Genomic DNA, 20,247 nt, shown 5'->3' with positions numbered 1-20,247 from the left:
TTTTTGCTATGGGCTCATTTTTATAAAGTGAAACTTTAATCAGTGGGGTTTTGTTCATCCCCTACCTAACTTCTTTGCTTCCGCTGAATTTTGAGGTGGGGGGCTTACTGCCTGGCAAATAGCGGGATAAATAAAAATTTAAAAATATGAATTCTATTTCTCCAGCAAAACTCTCTATGAAATTCCTAATAGAAAAAAGACACACTTAGATTGATGCGTCTTTTTGTGATGCCTCTTTTGTGAAATCATATAAAGCAATTGCGCCTAAAAGAACAAGTATACCTTGAGGAACATCTAGCAAAATAGTTTTCCAAATTTCTGGAATTACCCATTTAATATCTGCTGCTGTTTCAAGATATGTTTGGAAATAGCTGATTGTAAAATTAATTATCCCTAAAAATACAAACAACGATAAACCAAATCGAATTAATTTCTTATTTGTAAACATATAACACCTCTCAAAATTCATTGGATATTCCTGCTTTTGCTTCTTTATATTTCCATATCTTTATATCTAATTTTAACACATAAAGAACTCAAAAAAATACGATATGCATATTTGCATATCGTATTAACAACACTCCATGATAATTTAGGAATTCCTGCGAAGAAAAAACAACTCCGTTACAGCTAATAGCTCGGGTTTCTTTTCTTATTTAACTTCATACCACCAACATTTACGTTCTTTAATTGTAAAATAAATGTGACAGAAGTTTATCCAGTTAATGCGTAGACAAGTAAATGAGCTAAATTATCGATATTCTATTTCGCCATATCCGTAGCACTAATGACTTTACGCAAATTTGACAAGAAAAAATATATAGATAGGTATGATCCATACCTATCTATAACATTACTTCTATTCTTTATCCAATTACGTCTTTTACGTCTGTATCCACTGGCCACTTTTCTAATGTATAAGCCATTTCCCAAAATGAATATTCATATTGACTGCTAATAATAAAATGCTGTTTCATACGTTTGCGGTCTGCCTCTGTTACTTTTTCAGCGATAGTATCTAAACGTGTAATTTGTTCTTCAACTAGCGTACGGAACCAATCAGATCCATAAGCAGAAATCCATTCGTTATAAATTGGCTCTTCCGGCTGGCACTCTTTTAAGCGTTCGCCAATTTCATAATACAACCAATAGCAAGGTAAAATTGCTGCAATGATATCTCCTAAATGCCCTTCATACGCAGCACGATACATATGTGAAGTATACGCATATGCAGTTGGCGCAGGAATAAAATTATCTTTTTCTTCTTTCGTTATCCCTAGTTTTTTAGCAAAATTCTCATGTAAAGATAACTCTGCTTCATATGTATTTTGAGCATGATGTGCCATACGAGCTGTCGTCTCTAATTCAAGAGCTTTTGCAGCTCCTAAAGTTTGTACTCTAGCAAAATGACTTAAATAATATGAATCTTGAAGCACATAATAACGAAAACTAGCTAAATCTAACGTTCCTTCACCAAGTTTTTTTACAAAAGGATGGTTAAAACTCGCTTCCCAAATTGAATCTACTTCTTTACGTAATGATTGTGAAAAATTCATTTAAATCCCTCCAATAATATATAAAATATAAGTATTTATCCACAATTATTAAAGCTGTAAAATAAAAAAACTTTCTTTACAGGCGTAAAGAAAGTGAAATCGACAGTATTTATTTACTCATTAAATAGCAACGTCTTTCCCACTTCCCTACGCTGGCATTAACCAGATCAGGTACTAAGAGTCTCAAAATCACATTTGATCTCAGCCTATAAAAGGCCCCCCTAGTGGATAAATATTTTGTTTTTATAATGTATTCATCATAGCATACTTCGTGAAACTGTCAAAAAAATTCGTTATATAATTCCCTTAAAACCCTTCTTCTTTTCTAACTTTTAATGATGTTTCAATAATCATATCTAATAGTTTGCTATAACTAATCCCCGCTGCTTCTGCACTTTTTGGCAATAAACTTGATTGTGTCATCCCTGGTAATGTATTAATTTCCATTACATATGGAATTCCGTCCTTCACCATCATATCAACTCTTGCATAAACACTACACTTTAATGCTTTATAACAAGCAAGTGACGCTTTATTTACACGTTCCTTAATTTCTGCTGGAAGTTCGATAACTTCCTCAACTGTACTAGTATCATCATATTTTGCATTATAGTCAAAGAACTCGGCTGCATGTCGAATTGAAACTATAGGTAACTGTTTTCCATCCAGAATTGAGCATGTAATTTCATCACCTTTTATATACTTCTCAATTACTACTTCAGAATCCCATTCGAATACAGTTTCTAGCATTGAGATCAATTCATTTTTATTGTAAACGATTTTCACTCCGACACTCGATCCGCCAGAGTTTGGTTTTACTACTAATGGAAATCCTAACTTATCTAACTGGTCAAGCTTTAGATCCTCCATTTTTGTAAGTTCAATCCAATCTGGTGTTTCTACACCTTCATAACGTAAAATCTTTTTCGAAATATTTTTATCCATACATATACTGCTAGATAACATATTACTTCCGCTATAAGGAATCCCTAAACTCTCCAGTGTTCCTTGAACTGTCCCATCTTCTCCGTATTTTCCGTGTAATGCGAGCAACGCAAAGTCAATGTCTTTCGCTTTTTCAATTAAATCCATTTTTTCATTTAATGTAATTGGAACTATTTCATATTTATTTTTATCTAAATGAGCAATCATTTCATTCCCCGTCATAATTGAAACTTGTTTTTCAGACGATACCCCGCCCATAATAACACCGATTTTCATTTTCTCAACTCCAAATTTCATTTTTTAATGTATCACCAATTATTTTAATTCCCCGAACTATTTCTTCTTCTTTCAAGCGTGAAAACCCTAATCGGAAAGTATTCGCTCCTTCTCCATCAGAGTAAAAAACATCTCCAGGTGAAAACGTAACGCCTTTCTCATAACACTTTTGTAAAAGTGTGCGGGCATTCATATGCTCTTCTAGCTCTATAAATAAATGCAGCCCACCATCTCCAGTCATTCTTTTAAAAGGAATGTACTGGTTACATGCCCCGACAGCTAACTCATATTTTTTCTTATAAACAGATCTTGCCTTTTTTAAATATTTTTCAAAATATCCCTCATGTAAATATTGAAACAGAACAGCTTGATCTAGCGTAGATGTGTGAATCGTTCTTGCTCTTTTTACGCTTTCTAAATAATGAATCAGCTCTTTATCTGCAATAATCCAGCCTACACGTAAACCAGGGAAAAGTACCTTTGAAAAGCTACTAATATAAATCACATTATTGCCAGCTCCCGCAAAAGTTAATAATGGAGCTAAATGTGAACCTGAATAACGTAATTCTTCATTAAATCCGTCCTCTATAATAGGAACGTTGTATTTTGAGAATAACCTCATCAATTCCGTTCTTTTCTCTGAACTCGTAACAATACCGGTTGGATTATGATAAGAAGGAATTAAATAAGCAAAATCAAAATCTTTTTCACGCAAACTTTTTTCAACTGCATTCGTATCAATACCATCCTCATGCATATCAATCCCATGAACTTCAAGTCCATGTAAACGGAAAAGCTTAAGTGCAGCATGGTGAGTTGGATTCTCACAAATGACACGACCGGATTTTTTTGATAAAGAAGAGAGTACAATATCCAATCCTTCTGTAAATCCATTTGTAATTAGGATATCTTTATTCGAAATGTCTACACCTTTCATCTCCATGTAATGAAGTAAATAATTCATTAACGGTCTATATCCCTTTGCATATCCGTAGTTCAATACGATGTCCCCTTCAATGGACATACGAGTAAGAAAAGCTCTTTTGAAATTTTCAACATCAAATAGCTTCTCATCCGGGGCTATACTATTAAAAACAATCATTCCCTTTTCCCAACGAACACCATGTTTCATTAAATCTAATTCATCCGCTAATGCGGTCACTGTATTAAGTTTATTTTTCCAATCTATTTCAACAGACGAATTGTTAGATATATCCACCTTCGCAACAAAGTTCCCTTTTCCTTTAACTGCATAAATGAGTCCTTCTTGCTCTAAATCTGCATAAGCAGCGAGTACAGTGTTTCTACTCACACTTAGTAATTCACTTAGTTCCCTTGTTGATGGGATTTTTTGATCCCCGAGCAAATGCCCTTTCATAATCATTTTCTTCAAATAATCTTTCAATTGAATATAAACGGGACGTTCTTTAACAACTTTAAAATCCTTAAACAATTTCTTACCCCCTGCAATCATTTTTGCATATTTATTTCATTCTCAAAAGGTCCACGGCATATGTATTTTTTATAAAGGGCGGTACGGTCTTACAAATCTTTTCGATATAAGTTTATTACATCTTTTAAAGCTGCAGCTGCAGCGCCTCTTGGATTAGAAGCCCCACCAATTGTAGTAACTTGTCCCATCGTATCTGTAAAGAACGTAATTCCCTTTTCGGTTCCATTTACTTTTGCTAATGGATGATCTTTTTCTATTTGGCACGGTTCAACATTTAAATTCACATTGCCTCCCTCATCCTTATATGTTGATGCTATTAATTTAATAATTTTATGTTGTTCCTTAGCATTTCGAATTTGCTGTTTTGTAACGTGCTCGATTCCTTTTATATGTATATCAGTAAGTGTTTTCTCTGTTTCCATTAAGCTGTTTGTCAAAAGTAACAATTTACACGCACTATCTGAACCACTTATATCTAATATAGGGTTTGTCTCAGCAATTCCTTTATTTTGTGCTTCTTTCAGTGCTTCTTCAAATGTCATATCTTCCTCATACATTTTCGTAAGAATATAATTAGTTGTTCCATTTAATATTCCTTCTATTTTTTCAATACTGCAACCGGCTAAACTAAATTGTCCAATATCTAGTGTCGGTAGTGCAGCGGCTGTTGCACCGCTATATCGAATTCGTATATTTGCGCCTTTTGCTGCTTCATTTATTTCTCTCCAGTTTGTAACGAGCGCACCTTTAGAAATTGCTACTATATCCATCTGTTTTTCAATCGCTTGTTTCATATATTGTTTCCCTGGATTTCCATCTTTAAGATTTGTAACTGTTGATTCTACCAATACAGTACCACTTATGCTAGTTGTTGCACGTTCCTTCGGATGATACTCTAAATATTTTTCAATTGCAGCGGTACCGCCACCATACATTAATAAATGATGAAGTGATAAGCCGTCTTCATTATGTATTGCGATATTTCTCCCTAATACGCCGCTTACAACTAATTGAATCCCATATGTTTCATATATATATGAATATTTTTCATTTAATAATTTTATAAACTCTCTACCTACTGTTCCGTATCCTGATAATACAACTTGAATTTTCATAATATCCCCCCATATTTTTCTACCAAATCCCTCTCTCAATATAATATAAAGCGCTCTCGAATTCCATCGAGAGCGCTTTATTATTACCTATTTCGGTAAACGTGATAGCTTTTCAGCAATTGTTCTATAAAACTCTTGAATGCTAGAAAAACCTAACGAGTCTGAAACACTTAACCCTACCATGTCGAGATGGTCCCAATTCGCTTTCGTTTCGATATGATTCCATTTTCCAATCTGTAATGACTCATTATTATTTACAGTACCATTAGAAGATGGTGCAATCATAGAATTTGTATTTACTACACCATCATTTTGCCACCAAGAAGTATCAACTAGCGGACGGTTTTCTTCATATCTCGCATAAGAACCTAAGAAAAATGCATTTCCCATTAACACTTTATTCATCGTTATATGAGGCAAATGTAAACCTGTTATAGGTGCTGCTTGTGATGCATGTCCACTATAAGATAAATAATACACATCTGGTTGCGTCTTTACCCAATTATTTAACTCCTTTGCACCATCTGTACTTAAATCCCATTGACTTATATCTTTTGTATTTTTCCAAAGTGAACTATTTAGAATACGATTACTATATTGGAAAAAGGACTCTCCAGCATTCTTCTTTATACCCCATTGATCCAATTTAAAATCATATAATGATAAATTATTGTTTCCCCCAAAGCTTGCAGCTGTAATGAGTAAATCTTTAACGAACGGCAGTAGAAGACTACCATCCGCAAGTGTTGTACCGTTGTGAGGGGTTGCTAATGTTGTAACACTATGAACATATGATTTTCCGCCTTCAAATAGTGGTGATATTTTGGTGTCTGGGTGATTTTTCACATAATTCTTTTCTTCAAAACTACCTTCTTTTAATAGCTGTACTAATGTTCTAATCGTTTGTCCACCCATGCTATGTCCAACTAAATGAACTTTATTTGTTTCACTCCAATTCGGCGCAAAACCACTATAAGTTCTGCCAAAACGATTATGTCCATGTTTCTCAGCATGTACTGCACCATAGTCTACTGTCCCACCGCTAATTTGTGCATACAATTCACATGCACGATCCCAGTTACTAGAAACAGGTCCAACAGCTGCGGTATGTACCGTATAACCATTTCGTTTCAAATCTTCCTGTATATCATGAACACCACCCCAATATTTTACGCCAAGCATTTCTTCTCTACCCCATCCAGCAAATCCATTCACCAATATGATAGGATAATTATTTTGTTGCCTCTCTTCAGCGTATGATATTTTCGCTGCGAATGAACATACGGTCACTAATGCAAAAAAACATATTTTTAAAAATAACTTCCCCATACTTTCTCCCCCCTAATAAAACGTTTACACTTTTCTTTTTAACGAATTAACAGAATAATTTAACAACTTAAACATAATGTAAAGTATTTTATATACTTTGTATATATAGAAAACATATACAAATGTTGATAAATATTAATTCAAGTAAATATTTACTTTTTACAATATAACTTGTAAATCTATTTATTTAGATTTATAATTAGATATAGTTTCCTCATGTTAAAAAGATTTAAAAACCATAAGAAAACTAATCTCATTGCTTGAAAAGGAGGAAAAATCATGCAAATCGGATCAAATATTCATACATTGTCTCAACCTACTAAAATAACTCCATCTAATCTTGAGCATAATACTATCTCTTCTACTAAACTTGAAAGTAAGAAAATAAATGATCCTATCAAGTTTGATATTCGTTTATCTGAAAAAGAAATGAAACAGCCTGAGCATAAATTTAATGAATTAGATTTATGGAAGATGCTAAAAGATAAAGGTGTTCCTTTATGGATTATACTTGAAATGCTACAAAAGGCTCGTAAAGAAAAAGAAGCCCAAAATAATTCAGTTCAAAATTCAAATGGGATTGAGGAAACAAACGAGACTCGATTAAATGAAGTAATGTAAAGCATAATAATTGATCTGTCTATAAACTAAAAAGAGTTCGAAGCTGATGAAATTTTTATCAACTCCGAACTCTTTTTTAAGGTTTTTCGCCAATCGTTACAAATTGAAAAGATACTTCTCCTTCCAAACCTTTAATTAACTTTTTTACTTTGACTTTTTCATTAATCAATGTATTATCTGTTGACATTTTAGGTTTTTCGTCACCTAGAGATTTTTTCAAATGAAGAAGATGCATTTTCATTTCATTTGCTTTTATTTCTTTATACACACTATTTTTTGCTACAATCATATACCATTCCGTTGAATATTTACGATTGTTACCTATCCAAGCATCACTATCGTATGTAACAGGAATCTCTTCCTCTCCTATTTTAATACTTTTCATAGTCTTATTGTCTTCACTTGTAAATAATAGCGACCCTTCTTTTGGGAATTTCGGTAACGTATCTATAATATAATTGGAGTCACTATCTTGTTTTCGAAAAAGTTTTTCTTTAATCAATGCTTGTGCTGTAGATTCATTTAAAATTAAAACATTTCCAACTTCCCCTGTTTTCACAGAAAACACTTCATTTTCTTCCGTAATTTCCTGATAACGATTAATAATTGGTGAAATATTATTTTCATCTCCAATGATTAATACACCGTTTGCAGGAAATGGATTCTCCTTTTTAGAACATGCACTAAAACTTATTAATAGTAGTATCGTTAACATAAAAATAGTTAAAGTTCTTTTCATCTCGTTTCCTTTCATTATACAGTTCATTTTTCTACATACTTTATTGTAGTCTTACAAACTAATAAATTCTATTGCTCCATAACCTTATAAAGCTTTTGCAGATAACGCCAACGGGTTATAAAGAAATATAAAACTTGTATACATATAAATGAAATTAAAATAACGATAGAGCTATTTATGATAGAAAAATCGACTAATTGCTGTAATGCTATATAAGCGACTACAGTATGAATCGCTGCAACGACAATTGGTAAAAAGAACATTAATAATAACTGTCTCGTTACAACTTTTTTTAACTCACCTTTACTTAATCCCATTTTCGAAATCATTTTATATTGCTGTTGATCGCGATCCAAATCTGTATATAATCGGAAATAAATAAAACTAGCGGCGAATGTAAAGAAGACAATTCCGACTAAAATACTTACCATAAGTAATAAACCATTCTTTTGCTTTGCTTCCAACAAGTTTAATGTTAAAGCTTCAAAGTAGAAATCTCTGTCCCTAAGATCTTTATCGAATATACTCTTTAATTGATTGGAAATCTCTTTCGTTTTTATCCAATCATCTACAACAAATCCGTAAGTACGATATGGAATTTCTTTATTAACTGGGTCACTAGTAAGAGGTATTCCATCATATACCTGATCTTGAACAGCGATATAAATAGTTCTAGAATCATGTGGTAAAACTAAATTTTCTACAGCTTTTTTCACATGAAATGTCTTTGTCCAATCGCCTTGAATGACTTCTATATTCTTTTTATACTCGCCATTTTTAAATTCTTGTTTTTGTGATACGACTCCAGGAATTAATAAAATTTCATCTTCTTTTTCAATTGTTTCTTGTTGATAGCCTAGTGCTTTAGCAAGATCGTTGTATTCACTTAACTTCATTACATTTATGCCATTTTCTGTGTATATATATGAAGATGAAGCCATTCGATACGGAATATTAGCATCAGAAAGATGCTTTTTTATAATAGAAAGATTTTTATTCAATACTTTGTCATTTTCAAAACTTCCATACAAAAATGTATAGGGATTTGTCATCCTTACCAAATCCCTATTTCCAATTGCGGCTGTTGTACCAATTGCTGTAAATGCAACCGCTGAAACAATAGATACTATAAAAAACATCGTTGCATTATCTTTCATACGGTAAATTAATTCAGAAAATGTTAATATATTTGTTCTCTTTAAAAAGAAAGATTCTCTCCTTTTAGCAAGGTGCAATATATAAACACTACACTGTGTATATAAAAAATACGTTCCTATAATTACTAAGAGCACACCTATTCCAAGCGTAATAAAATTGGTACTTGGTATGAAGCGAAATACTGAAAAATATCCATATCCTATACTAATTAAAGAAAGCATTGATAATAAAACTGAAGATTTCGGTTCAGGTTTTGGCTTTTCCTCTGCTCGAATAAGTTCCACAAGTTCCGTTACTTTTATCATTTTAAATGTAAATAATGAAACAATTAAAAACAAGAAAAGAAATGTGATAACTGTTAATAATACAGCCCGCACTGGTATATAAAAAGGTAAACCATTATTAATCATTAGTACACTTGCACTTATCAATAAGACTAGTTTAGAAAATATGAGTCCAATGAAAATCCCTATACAAATTGAACCAAGTCCAATCAACATATTTTCAATTAATAATAATTTCTTAAGCTGTCTCATTGACATACCTTGCATCATTAAAACGCCAAATTCTTTCTTACGCGTTTTTAAAAACGAACTAACTGAATATAAAATGAAGAAAAATGAAAATACAAAAATCAATCCTTGCGAAACTGAAAATCCCAATGTACCAAATGCACTTATTGTTGCACTTGTCGATTTCAACTCACCTTGTAAATCAGGATGAAATAATAAAAGAGCATACGTAAAGAAAATCATAATAGAAAATGCACTACTTAAAAAATGGGCAGCATATGTACGCTTATTGCGAAAAATATTATTAAATGCGAACTGACGAAAAGTCATGCCTTTTCCCTCCTAACAAAGAAAGGACATCCATAATCTTTTGATAAAAAGTTTGCCTACTTTCACCACAATAAATTTCGTTATATAGTTGACCATCTTTAATAAAGATTACTCGGCTGCAAAAGCTCGCTGCATACGGATCATGTGTAACTAACATCATCGTTGCTTTTTCTTCTTTATTTAGAGTATCCAGCATCTCCATTACATCATTTGAAGATTTAGAGTCCAAGTTCCCTGTTGGTTCATCTGCAAGTAATAATTGCGGCTTATGAACGATTGCGCGAGCGATTGCTGTTCTTTGAGCTTGTCCCCCTGATATTTCAAACGTTCTTTTATTCAAGATATCTGTAATATTTAACTTCTCTGCAATCTCTTCCAATCGCTTGTTCATTTCTTGCACGGAAATACCATCTAAAGTCATCGGCAATACGATGTTTTCTTTTACAGTAAGTGTGCTAAGAAGATTAAATGATTGAAAAACAAATCCTAATTGTTTTCTGCGGAATAACGCTAAATCTTCTGATGATAATTGGAAAGGATTTGTACCATTTATTAAAATTTCTCCCGATGATGGAGAATCAATAGTAGATACCATATTTAATAACGTTGTTTTTCCACTACCAGATGGCCCCATAATTCCCACAAATTCACCTTCTTGAATTGATAAATCAATATCTACTAATGCTTTATAAGGTACTTTTCCTTTATATACTTTACTAATACTTTTTGCATGTAAAATTTCCATGTATATTCTCCCTTCATTTGCACGTCTCATAACAGAGTGTAAATGAATTGTCTTACAGCTCATATTGATTCGTCTTTCATTTATCTTACACGCTTGTAAGATTTCTGAAAAAAACTGATAATAAAACCATTTTCAAACTAAAATTAACGCATAACTATCTTATAATAATTGTATAGTAGTAGGAAATATAATGTATAATAAATCTTTATTATATAAATGAGTAAAAGACCGATTGCTATCGGTCTTTTACTACCCAACGTTATATTTTTATCCACTCAGATTTTCTCAATATATAATGATTATATATTTGATTTTCTATCCTCTGTTGGGTCTTATAAATAAACCCGCATTTTTCAATAACTTTATTTGATGCTACATTGTTAATTAAAGCAATTGCGTTAAGGACATTTAAATTTGTTTCTTTAAACAAAAAGTCAATTAAACCTTTAGTCGCTTTTGTAGCATAGCCATGATTTTGATGTTCATTTGAGATAGCATACATTATCTCTCTGTTTGGTGAAGGGAGTTCTTCTTTCATACCTGTGCAGCACCATCCAATAAATTCATTTGTGGTTTTCTTAAATATTCCTAGTCTTAATATGTGATCATCTATGTTAGTCGTAGTTCTCACATTTCGTATCTAGTAATTTACTTGATTAGCTTGATGGGAATGTAACCATCCCCCTTAATCACGCTTACAAATACATTATAGTGCCTTAATCTGCTTCGTAAGTTCCATAAACCGTTCATCCAGTGCTTTATATTCTTTGTCGTTAGAAGTTAAAAAGCTTAATTTCCCTAATACTTCTTGTCTCTCTGTTTCTAGCGTTAAACGTAGCTCTTCAATATCATCTCTTGTTTTCGTAGGTTCTTCTAGCTGCTTTTGTATCGTATTGTTTGAAAACACGAGTTTTGTGTTAGTTGTTTTCTCCAGAAAATATCGATCGTGAGATACAATTACTAATGTTCCGTTATACTCAGCTAATGTATTTTCAAGTTGTTCACGTGAAGGTAGATCCAAGTGATTCGTCGGTTCGTCTAAAATGAGTACATCTTTTTCATCTAAAATATAAGCCATTAGCTTACATTTTACTCTTTCTCCCATACTCATATGCTCAATCGGCTCTTTCCATTGAGCAGCTTGGAACCCTAAATGTTTCATTAAATTTTGGACTTTTCCTCTTTCTTCAAACGTCTCTTTAAAAAATAAATTTTCTGGTGTTTTATCAAGCGGTAAATCAAAAACTTCTTGTGTTAAATAGCCGATGTTCGCAGATGGTGAAATCCATATTTCTCCTTCAGCAGTTTCCGTTCCCATAATCATCTTCAGTAATGTTGTTTTCCCACTACCGTTTGATCCAACAATCGCAACTTTCTCACCGTGCTGAATTGTAAAATTAACGTTTTCAAATAATACTTTCCCATGAAAGTCTTTTTTTAATTGCTTCACTTCTAAAAAACGTTTTCCTACTTTTTTGTTCGCTTGAATAGAAAACTCAACTGAATACTCTTCTTTCACACGTTCTACTTTCGCTTTCTCCAGCTCTTTTTCAAGTCGTTTTCGTTTTGACTTCACTTGTGCATCCATTCGCTTCGCTTTTACACGATAGAATTCTTTCACACCTTCTTGTTTTGTAGACTGCGCGTGTGCCTTTTGTGACCATGAACTCAATTCTTTTATATGTGTTTCTACTTGTTCTATCTTTTTTTGCTGCTTTTCATATTCACGCTGCTGCGACTTTCTTTTTTGCTCACGTGCTTTCATGTAGCTCGTATAATTACCACTATGCTCAATTAATTTTTTGTCCTCAATTGACCATATTTTTGTTGCGACAACATCTAAAAAATATCGATCATGCGATACAACGATAACTGTACCTTTCATGTTTTTTATTTGTTTAATGAGAAATCCCGTACTGATCTCATCTAAATGATTTGTCGGTTCGTCTAATATTAAGACATTAGGATTTTCAGCAAATCCTTTTGCTAATCGAATTTTCAGCTTTTCACCACCACTTAAAGTATGAAAATCGTTCGTTGGCACGCCCCATTTCGCAAGAAGTTCTGCTTCTTTTGCAATTACATCATTACTAATAAAAGATTCTATTTCTTGCTCAACATATGCTGTTGTCATATTCATTTGCATCCATTCAACAGTACCTTTTGAAGGTTCAATCTTCCCATTTATTAATTGAAGTAACGTTGATTTACCAGCACCATTTTTACCGATTAATCCGATAACATCCCCTTGTTTTACTGTCACATTCATTTTCTCTAACAACATATTTTCTTTTATTTCAACATAAACATCATTTAATTTTAATAGTTCTTTCATAAATATCGATCCCTTTCATTAAGGGAGAATAAAAAAATCCTCCCAAATAAATTTGGCAGGATTAGTCATTACATTATTTATACCCAAATAAGCTATTGCGCAATATAAATAGCAATACCGTTGTTTGGAATTGGGCAGACTAATCCTATTTTTTAGAAATTGAAATTTATTGAATTTCAACATTTAAAAATAAGATTAGTTAATCATCGTCCACCCATCATTCCTTTCCATCATTAATAACCATATTGTACCATACTAGTACTGTATGAGTAAATGCAATTATTTGTGCTGTTAAAAAGATTGCTTTCTTTTAGGCTTATTTATCATTTCTTAGCTTCATATTGAACAAACACAAATTACATTGATTGTACTACGTCCTTTAGATTTCCCCAATAGTAAACTTCTAAGCACTCTCTCTTATATAAAGTGAAACTTTAATCAGTGGGGGTTTTCTTCATCCCCACTGATTATTAGTTGAACCAATCGGACTTTAATGGGCAGCCCGACCCCCACCTAATTTCTTTGCTTTCGCTGAATTTTGAGGTGGGGGGCTTACTGCCCATTAAAGCGGGATAAATTTTGTATAAAAACAAAATATTATTCATTACCCAACAATAAATTATTGTTTATCGATAATTTTTTATTGATTACCCCCTTGTAATAAGCTATTATATTTTTACAGAAAATATTAATGTAAGGATTGATTTTATGGACAGGACATTAAAAATCACAAAGTTAAATATGTTTTTAATGATTTTTCTCATCCCGATTATAGTAGGGATAATTGTTGGTATACTAACTAAATTGGGGCAAAGTATACTTCCTGGACATTGGAATTCATTAGCTAATCTAGGAAGCGTTTGGTTAGTTCCATCCTTTTTTGTGGCTAGCTTTAGTTATTCTAAGCGTACAGCTATACTTTCTGGTATCCTTGCACTATTCGGAATGGTATTAGGCTACTATGGTTATGCAATAGTTATTAAAAATATAGCTCACTCTATTTATTTTATATCTGTATGGATTGTATGTGCATGTATAGGAGGAACTATCTTTGGAATTGCAGGTTTTCTATGGAAAGATACTACAAATCCACTTCATAAATTCGGAAGCTCACTTATTAGTGGAGTTTTTGTAACAGATGGACTTCACATTCTTTTAAATTTTGAAGACTATAGTCACATGTTACCTGTTGGATATACCGAAGTCATAGTCGGGATTATCTTGATTCTTGTATTAGAACGCTCTAATGCTCATCGAATTTCTTCTTTCTTAATGATGATTCCTATCACTATTTTGGGATTAATTGGATATAAATTATTAAGTTTGTTTACTTAATTAAAATTCATAAAGCTAGCTCTTTTAAAGGGCGAGCTTTTTTCTTACAATAAACTATTTATATATTAATAAATTATTAAATCCCTCTCATTTAACAGCCTTATTTATTATTGTGTCATTACACATACTTACACGACCTTTTATTAGAATCATACCAGTCTTGTATATCATTTCATTTAATCCATATAAAGTAAGGCTAAAAAACTTATTTCAAAAGTTCTTTAGCCTGAGTCATTTTACACATTAAAAAATATAATACGTACAACGGTACCTTTACCAACTTCTGAATAGATTTCTACACTATGTCCTAATTGCTTCGTAATTTCATATACGAGATATAGCCCCATTCCAGTTGATTCTTTAAAATCTCTACCGTTTTCTCCTGTAAAGAAAGGTTTGAATACTCTTGGTAAATCTTGCTTCGGTATACCTACACCATTATCAGCAATTTCAAGTATAACATTATTACCTTCCTTACAAGCTTTCACTTTAATTTTCTCTCTACTACCTGATGAATATTTAATCGCATTCGATAGTATTTGTCCGATTAAAAATTGTAACCATTTCGCATCACTTTCTACAGTAATGTCCTTATCAATTTCAAGCTCTGGATATACAAAATTCCGGATAAAGAAACGTTTATGCTCATGTACCGAATCATTCACTATTTTATGTAGTTGTACTCTTTCTACATAAAAATCTTGTGTAAATGCTTCTAAACGTGCGACATACAGAGCCATTTCTAATCCCTTTTTTAATCGATCAGTTTCCTCATTTATACTTTCAAAACGTGAATCTACTTCATCCTGTGTAATTAATTCTATTACAGATAAAGGTGTTTTCATTTGATGAATCCACTGATTCATAAAGGTTAAATGGTCATTATTTTTTCTCTCTTGTATTTGCAGCTGATTTTGATAATGTCGATATTGCACCTCAAGTAGTTCTTGAAGAGCAGCCGATACAGCTGCAAAATCAGATTTTTGAACAGATTCATCCAAAGATTGCATCGGGTTTGCTAGGCGCTCATAAAAAGAACGATGTGTAAAATAACGAAACACTAAATAACTTCCCATAAAGAAAACACCTAGAAACATTGCATATAACGCCGTTGTAATATGATTATGCCCATCAAACCAATATACGAGAAATATAGCTAGTAGTTGAATTATGGTAAAGCAAATAAGTGGTATATGATCACGTATAAACAACCTTATCATTTTTCTATACCATTATCCCAAGTAATATGAAATCTATATCCAACACTACGAATCGTTTCAATCGCACCTTCTATATGCAACGTTTGTAACTTTTTACGCACACGTGTTGTATTTACACTTAATGTATTATCATCAACATAAGATTCACTATCCCATAATTTATTAAGTAACACTTCTCTACTCACAACACGCGGATAATTTTTCATTAATGTCTCTAATAAAATGGCTTCGTTTCTCGTTATATCAATCTCGTCATTTCTAAGTTTCAATACAAGTCTTTCGGGATATAAACAAAGACCTTGTTGTTCAATCATTCGTTCTTCTAATTTCGGTGCATAATCTCCATATGCACGCCTTAAATGACTACGAATTTTCGCCACTACAACTTCATAATGAAAAGGCTTCGGAATAAAATCATCGCCACCGTTTTCTAACGCCATAACTTGATCCATCGTGCCTTCACGGGCCGAAATGAATAGTATCGGACATGTTGAAACTCCCCGAATTTGACGACACCAAAAGTACCCATCAAAACTCGGTAAATTAATATCTAATAAAACTAACTCTGGTTGTTCTTCTAAAAAAATGTTTAATACATTTTGAAAGTCCGATACAATAACTCCTTGATAACCATATTTCGCAACATGTGTCGATAATAGTTCTGCAATTTTCATATCGTCTTCTACAATCATAATTTTGACCATTATTGAACTCCTTTTTAATCCACAATCTCAAATATACTTATATAAAATAAATACTACCTCTTTTCACAAAATCAGTAAATTAAAAAAAGGATGCTTTTATACAAAAGTATCCTTTTTCGTCCCTTATCTATTTAATATGAAATTTACTAAAAGTAAATCCTAGTTTCTCCACATAATCCATTCCTAGTTCCATACGCGCTGTTTTCAGCGGATCCACAACTTGGCAAACTTTTAAATTACCTACTGCCGATAATAAAAGCGTTGCATCAACTTTAGACATTGCTAATTCTTCATGTAAAAATGTCACCATATTACGTACAGCACGATTTGCTGCATCATCTAACAATTTCTCTGAAGCAATCGTCATCATTTTTTCTTTTTGAATAGCCATTGGTAATGGCCATTGTTTTCCTTTTATAATTTGAACTGTTACCGTTACCTCACCAGCAACCTCTACACCACTAACACCAATTTCACCATCACCCATTGCTGCGTGTAAATCACCTAATGCTAATAGTGCTCCTGGGACATTAACTGGTAGTAGTAATGTTGTTCCTTCTTTAATTTCTTTACAGTCCATATTCCCGCCGTGATCATGCGGTGTGCCACATGAAATGCTCTCTTCTTTCGGTGCAGTACCAATTACCCCAATCATTGGATTAATCGGGATTTGTAGTTCACTTGAAAACAAAACATATTCATTATGTATTGGGACAATTTTCACTGTATTTTCATTTAACTCATCACCCATTACACCAAGGTTTGCACCTGTAGTTAAAACGCCCTGCTCTGCAATTTCAATTTTTTCAATCGTTACGACTAATATATCGCCAGGTTCTGCTCCTTTAACATATACAGGTCCAGTCGCTGGATTAATTCGGTTCCAATCTAATTCTTGTAACACAACATCTTCAGAATCGATTTGATTTTCAAAGCAATCATATGTTTCAAATACAAGACTGCTCCCAATTTCTACTTCCATACACGGCTTATTTTCTGGTGACATTGAGTAAATGATATGGTCTTTATGAATTCGATACATAATACCTCTCCCTTTTATATTTATCTACTATTACTAATTAGCTTTTTTTATACAAGCTCCTCTTAAAATTAAATGTTATTTTTATGTAAAAAAGCACGCAGATTGTTTTATAACATACACTCTTTACTATAACAGAAAGGTGGTATCACTATGCCCCTTATTCCATACAACGAAAGTGATGTTGATTTACTAGCTCGATTAATTCGTGCTGAAGCTGAAGGCGAAGGTCGCCAAGGTGAGGAGTTAGTTGGATGCGTTGTAGTAAACCGTGTATTTTGTGATTGCTTAGATTTTAAACAACTCCGTACCGTACGAGACGCTGTATATCAAAGACCCGGCGGATTTGAAGCAGTACAATATGGATATTTTTACCAACGCGCTCGTGAATCAGAAAAAGAAATCGCACGAAAAGTTTTACAAGGTCAATGGCGCTGGCCTGCACGATGGGCTCTTTGGTATTTCCGTCCAGTTGGAGCTTGTCCGCCTGAATGGTATAATCAGCCATTTGTAGGACAGTTTAAAAGCCATTGTTTTTATGAACCAAGTGGTGATGAATGTCCGAAAATGTATTCACGATAGTAAAATTTGCAACGCAAGTACTTAGAAATTTTGGTACTTGCGTTGCTTTTAACTGTGTTTTAGAAATCTAATAGTGTGATGAAATTTTCTATGCCTACTACATGTATTAATAATGGTATACGAGGACCATTTGATTGATTCATAATGAGCTTATATATAATAGTGAATAATTGTTTTTGATTTTCTTTCATTATTTTTTTATTTTCATGATGACAAATCGCATATAATTGCTCCATTAAGTTAGAGTAATCTTTATTAGAACGAAGTATTTTACAAACTTCTACTAGCCATTCTTTCTGCCTTTCATCTAATGTGTAGTAAAACTCTGCATTTTTCTCCTCATTTACCGCGATTAATTTTTCAGATTGAAAGTTTCTTATCCAATACTCTGCGCGATTACTTATCGCTCTCATTTCATCTAATGCATAGCTCCTATCTATTTTCTTTAATATCCCCTGTAAAATAGTTGAATCAAAATTTAATAATGGTAACGTTCCTGCTACTTGATTAAATTTCGGATATTCTTTAATCTCACTATCAACTCTAGAGATTTTAATTGCATCAAATAAATCTTCATTTTTGAGCGTTTTATTTTCATAACTATCTTTCAATCGCTCATACTCTGTATAATTACGAATCACATCTTCATCCAACCCAATATGAAAAGCAGCGCCTGGTTTGTATTTTGCAAACATAAAGAGAATTACTTCTGGTATATACACTTTCAATAAATTGCTTGGTGTAATACTATTCCCTGAAGAACTAGACATTTTTTCATGATTCCCTTTAATACCAATAAAATCGTAAGCAACGTAATGAGGCGCTTCTCGATTGAATATTTTCCTTGCAATTTCTTTTGATACATTATAACTACCCGTTTCTGATGAATGATCTCTACCGCCCGGTTCAAAAATAACATCCTCTATCATCCATCTCATCGGCCAATCGATTTTCCAGTTTAGTTTCATTTTATTTGTATTTAATACGGATAACTCTTTTTCATTTCCGCATTCACATTCATACCGGACTGTTTTTAATACTTCATCAAAATGTGTAATAGTTGTTGTATCTTTTCCGCATCTCTCACAATATAATGTAGCTGGATAAAAGCTCTCTCGCTCTTCTTCACTACACTCTCTAGTTTTAAAACCCATTAAAATATCATATATTTCTTTTCGTTTATACAAGGCCTCTAATATATTTTCGTTATACCTTCCGCTTCTATATTCATCATGTTGATAAATAAATTCTACTTCAATTCCAAATGCTTGAAGCGATTTTTCAAACTCTTTTTCAAAATGCTCCGCATACGAGTTATGACATCCATACGGATCTGGAATATCACAGTATGGCATACCAATATACTTTGCAAAAGATGGATCAATATTTTTTGGAACTTTTCTAAACCTATCATAATCATCCCACGAAAATATAAAACGAGTCTTTTTCCCTAAATCTTGAAGTGCTCTTACTACGAAATAAGTCGTTACGATTTCACGAAAGTTCCCAATATGAACAGAACCTGACGGACTAATTCCAGATGCACAAACAAACATTTCTTTATTTGGATGTTTCCTAATTAATTCATGTGCTACTTCATACGCCCAATGCATATATTACTCACCTCGATTATTTTTTGTTTTCGCATTTTCAGTTTTATGCAATAAAAAAACTCCCACCCCCAAGATTATTCATCTTGAGGACGAGAGTTGTTAGCTTCGCGGTACCACCTCAGTTTGTTAATATGTCACCATATTAACCTCTTCAGGTACGGCAAAATATGCTTATACCCTATCTCTATAACGGGAGAATCCGTCGCACCATCCCTAAATAAATTAGTTCCTTGCGCAGCTCCAAGTCTTTTTTCGTTAAGATGTATACCGCTCTTTCTCAGCTACCAGAGCTCTCTGTACATATTCTTTCTTAACTACTCTTCTCTTCCATGCCATTTTAAATATTAGTTTTTTAATATGATAATTTATAACACTTTTATTATCAAACTTTTCCGAATTTAAAACATATAATTACCTAAAAAAATTCTTTATCGCTTCTAATTGAATTTTATGACTACACTCATCACAACAATATGCCCCGTTTGGTTTCTCTTTAAAGCGCTTATATTTTTCACTGCCTTCGTAAACACGAAATATATTCTTACAAGAAAAGCAAACAATCTCATAAAACATCATATGCATTTTCCTCTCCTTGTTTATACACTTTTTTAATCACTTGAGAAGGTCATTTTTCTACAGT

General features: G+C 32.7%; 18 protein-coding genes, 1 pseudogene, 1 riboswitch and 1 other annotated feature. Of the genes and pseudogenes, 3 read left to right on the top strand and 16 right to left on the bottom strand.

The genetic code is table 11. From position 1 onward, the window contains the following. Positions 1–205: 205 nt before the first annotated feature. From MR136_RS22465 to MR136_RS22440, 6 genes are all read right to left on the bottom strand, one after another. On the bottom strand, positions 206–469 hold the full coding sequence (locus tag MR136_RS22465) for a DUF3937 domain-containing protein (RefSeq protein WP_002082716.1): 264 nt from the start codon (positions 467–469) through the stop codon (positions 206–208). A 397-nt stretch (positions 470–866) separates the two neighbouring features. Continuing rightward, a complete protein-coding gene (gene tenA / locus MR136_RS22460; protein WP_001011746.1) occupies positions 867–1,556 on the bottom strand; it encodes a thiaminase II in 690 nt (229 codons plus the stop codon). A 127-nt stretch (positions 1,557–1,683) separates the two neighbouring features. After that, positions 1,684–1,789: riboswitch (TPP riboswitch) on the bottom strand. 73 nt (positions 1,790–1,862) lie between these two features. Further along, positions 1,863–2,777, bottom strand: a complete 915-nt coding sequence (locus MR136_RS22455; protein WP_031312216.1) for a D-alanine--D-alanine ligase — start codon at positions 2,775–2,777, stop codon at positions 1,863–1,865. A 4-nt stretch (positions 2,778–2,781) separates the two neighbouring features. Then, a complete protein-coding gene (gene pdxR, locus MR136_RS22450) occupies positions 2,782–4,230 on the bottom strand; it encodes a MocR-like pyridoxine biosynthesis transcription factor PdxR (RefSeq protein ID WP_000471642.1) in 1,449 nt (482 codons plus the stop codon). Between the two features lie 89 nt (positions 4,231–4,319). Further along, positions 4,320–5,345: a homoserine dehydrogenase gene (locus tag MR136_RS22445; RefSeq protein ID WP_000701757.1), complete on the bottom strand. Its 1,026-nt coding sequence runs from the start codon at positions 5,343–5,345 to the stop codon at positions 4,320–4,322. Positions 5,346–5,432: 87 nt separating this feature from the next. Beyond that, a complete protein-coding gene (locus tag MR136_RS22440; RefSeq protein ID WP_078421453.1) occupies positions 5,433–6,674 on the bottom strand; it encodes an esterase/lipase family protein in 1,242 nt (413 codons plus the stop codon). A 279-nt stretch (positions 6,675–6,953) separates the two neighbouring features. Between MR136_RS22440 and MR136_RS22435 the strand changes: the two genes are divergently transcribed. Next, complete coding sequence (locus MR136_RS22435) at positions 6,954–7,295, top strand: DUF3914 domain-containing protein (RefSeq protein ID WP_001165493.1); 342 nt, start codon at positions 6,954–6,956, stop codon at positions 7,293–7,295. Positions 7,296–7,371: 76 nt separating this feature from the next. Here the strand turns inward: MR136_RS22435 and MR136_RS22430 are convergent, their stop codons facing one another. The 5 genes and pseudogenes from MR136_RS22430 to abc-f all read right to left on the bottom strand — a co-directional run bounded on the left by MR136_RS22430 (position 7,372) and on the right by abc-f (position 13,114). Further along, complete coding sequence (locus tag MR136_RS22430) at positions 7,372–8,034, bottom strand: lipoprotein BA_5634 family protein (protein WP_000831686.1); 663 nt, start codon at positions 8,032–8,034, stop codon at positions 7,372–7,374. Positions 8,035–8,102: 68 nt separating this feature from the next. Next, positions 8,103–10,034, bottom strand: coding sequence for an ABC transporter permease (locus MR136_RS22425; RefSeq protein WP_000144162.1), 1,932 nt, complete (start codon positions 10,032–10,034; stop codon positions 8,103–8,105). Next, positions 10,009–10,779, bottom strand: coding sequence for an ABC transporter ATP-binding protein (locus MR136_RS22420; protein ID WP_000404279.1), 771 nt, complete (start codon positions 10,777–10,779; stop codon positions 10,009–10,011). Before MR136_RS22420 ends, MR136_RS22425 begins: the two co-directional genes overlap by 26 nt. A 259-nt stretch (positions 10,780–11,038) precedes the next feature. Next, a pseudogene (locus MR136_RS22415) lies at positions 11,039–11,410 on the bottom strand (GNAT family N-acetyltransferase); the annotation flags it as partial. A 75-nt stretch (positions 11,411–11,485) separates the two neighbouring features. Beyond that, on the bottom strand, positions 11,486–13,114 hold the full coding sequence (abc-f, locus tag MR136_RS22410; RefSeq protein ID WP_098584565.1) for a ribosomal protection-like ABC-F family protein: 1,629 nt from the start codon (positions 13,112–13,114) through the stop codon (positions 11,486–11,488). 708 nt (positions 13,115–13,822) lie between these two features. On the opposite strand from abc-f, the gene MR136_RS22405 reads away from it, so the two are divergent. Next, entirely contained in the window at positions 13,823–14,449 is a 627-nt protein-coding gene (locus MR136_RS22405) for a DUF6518 family protein (protein WP_000376264.1), read from the top strand. Between the two features lie 236 nt (positions 14,450–14,685). Here MR136_RS22405 and MR136_RS22400 read toward each other — a convergent pair whose 3' ends face one another. The 3 genes from MR136_RS22400 to MR136_RS22390 form a co-directional block, all read right to left on the bottom strand. Continuing rightward, positions 14,686–15,669, bottom strand: a complete 984-nt coding sequence (locus MR136_RS22400; RefSeq protein WP_033686943.1) for a sensor histidine kinase — start codon at positions 15,667–15,669, stop codon at positions 14,686–14,688. Continuing rightward, positions 15,666–16,373: a response regulator transcription factor gene (locus tag MR136_RS22395; protein ID WP_000238994.1), complete on the bottom strand. Its 708-nt coding sequence runs from the start codon at positions 16,371–16,373 to the stop codon at positions 15,666–15,668. The genes MR136_RS22400 and MR136_RS22395 overlap by 4 nt, the downstream gene beginning before the upstream one ends. A gap of 127 nt (positions 16,374–16,500) precedes the next feature. Beyond that, positions 16,501–17,415: an acetamidase/formamidase family protein gene (locus tag MR136_RS22390; RefSeq protein ID WP_103622052.1), complete on the bottom strand. Its 915-nt coding sequence runs from the start codon at positions 17,413–17,415 to the stop codon at positions 16,501–16,503. 150 nt (positions 17,416–17,565) lie between these two features. Here MR136_RS22390 and MR136_RS22385 point away from each other — a divergent pair, with 150 nt between their 5' ends. After that, positions 17,566–17,994, top strand: a complete 429-nt coding sequence (locus MR136_RS22385; RefSeq protein ID WP_025687953.1) for a cell wall hydrolase — start codon at positions 17,566–17,568, stop codon at positions 17,992–17,994. 59 nt (positions 17,995–18,053) lie between these two features. On the opposite strand, the gene lysS is transcribed toward MR136_RS22385, so the two are convergent. After that, complete coding sequence (lysS, locus tag MR136_RS22380) at positions 18,054–19,607, bottom strand: lysine--tRNA ligase (protein WP_098127267.1); 1,554 nt, start codon at positions 19,605–19,607, stop codon at positions 18,054–18,056. An 82-nt stretch (positions 19,608–19,689) separates the two neighbouring features. Beyond that, positions 19,690–19,946: a binding site (T-box leader), on the bottom strand. Between the two features lie 72 nt (positions 19,947–20,018). Then, positions 20,019–20,189, bottom strand: a complete 171-nt coding sequence (locus tag MR136_RS22375; protein WP_000551047.1) for a DUF2197 domain-containing protein — start codon at positions 20,187–20,189, stop codon at positions 20,019–20,021. Positions 20,190–20,247: the final 58 nt, after the last annotated feature.

The organism is Bacillus cereus group sp. BfR-BA-01311, from assembly GCF_022664295.1.
GTDB classification, from domain to species: domain Bacteria; phylum Bacillota; class Bacilli; order Bacillales; family Bacillaceae_G; genus Bacillus_A; species Bacillus_A cereus.
This window is presented reverse-complemented; position numbering and strand designations above follow the sequence as displayed.

Bases quoted from the DNA above. Each gene is read 5' to 3' on its own strand.
- MR136_RS22465 (WP_002082716.1), bottom strand. From the start codon at position 469: ATGAATTTTGAGAGGTGTTATATGTTTACAAATAAGAAATTAATTCGA.
- tenA (WP_001011746.1), bottom strand. From the start codon at position 1,556: ATGAATTTTTCACAATCATTACGTAAAGAAGTAGATTCAATTTGGGAA.
- MR136_RS22455 (WP_031312216.1), bottom strand. From the start codon at position 2,777: ATGAAAATCGGTGTTATTATGGGCGGGGTATCGTCTGAAAAACAAGTT.
- MR136_RS22445 (WP_000701757.1), bottom strand. From the start codon at position 5,345: ATGAAAATTCAAGTTGTATTATCAGGATACGGAACAGTAGGTAGAGAG.
- MR136_RS22440 (WP_078421453.1), bottom strand. From the start codon at position 6,674: ATGGGGAAGTTATTTTTAAAAATATGTTTTTTTGCATTAGTGACCGTA.
- MR136_RS22435 (WP_001165493.1), top strand. From the start codon at position 6,954: ATGCAAATCGGATCAAATATTCATACATTGTCTCAACCTACTAAAATA.
- MR136_RS22430 (WP_000831686.1), bottom strand. From the start codon at position 8,034: ATGAAAAGAACTTTAACTATTTTTATGTTAACGATACTACTATTAATA.
- MR136_RS22425 (WP_000144162.1), bottom strand. From the start codon at position 10,034: ATGACTTTTCGTCAGTTCGCATTTAATAATATTTTTCGCAATAAGCGT.
- MR136_RS22420 (WP_000404279.1), bottom strand. From the start codon at position 10,779: ATGGAAATTTTACATGCAAAAAGTATTAGTAAAGTATATAAAGGAAAA.
- abc-f (WP_098584565.1), bottom strand. From the start codon at position 13,114: ATGAAAGAACTATTAAAATTAAATGATGTTTATGTTGAAATAAAAGAA.
- MR136_RS22405 (WP_000376264.1), top strand. From the start codon at position 13,823: ATGGACAGGACATTAAAAATCACAAAGTTAAATATGTTTTTAATGATT.
- MR136_RS22400 (WP_033686943.1), bottom strand. From the start codon at position 15,669: ATGATAAGGTTGTTTATACGTGATCATATACCACTTATTTGCTTTACC.
- MR136_RS22395 (WP_000238994.1), bottom strand. From the start codon at position 16,373: ATGGTCAAAATTATGATTGTAGAAGACGATATGAAAATTGCAGAACTA.
- MR136_RS22390 (WP_103622052.1), bottom strand. From the start codon at position 17,415: ATGTATCGAATTCATAAAGACCATATCATTTACTCAATGTCACCAGAA.
- MR136_RS22385 (WP_025687953.1), top strand. From the start codon at position 17,566: ATGCCCCTTATTCCATACAACGAAAGTGATGTTGATTTACTAGCTCGA.
- lysS (WP_098127267.1), bottom strand. From the start codon at position 19,607: ATGCATTGGGCGTATGAAGTAGCACATGAATTAATTAGGAAACATCCA.
- MR136_RS22375 (WP_000551047.1), bottom strand. From the start codon at position 20,189: ATGCATATGATGTTTTATGAGATTGTTTGCTTTTCTTGTAAGAATATA.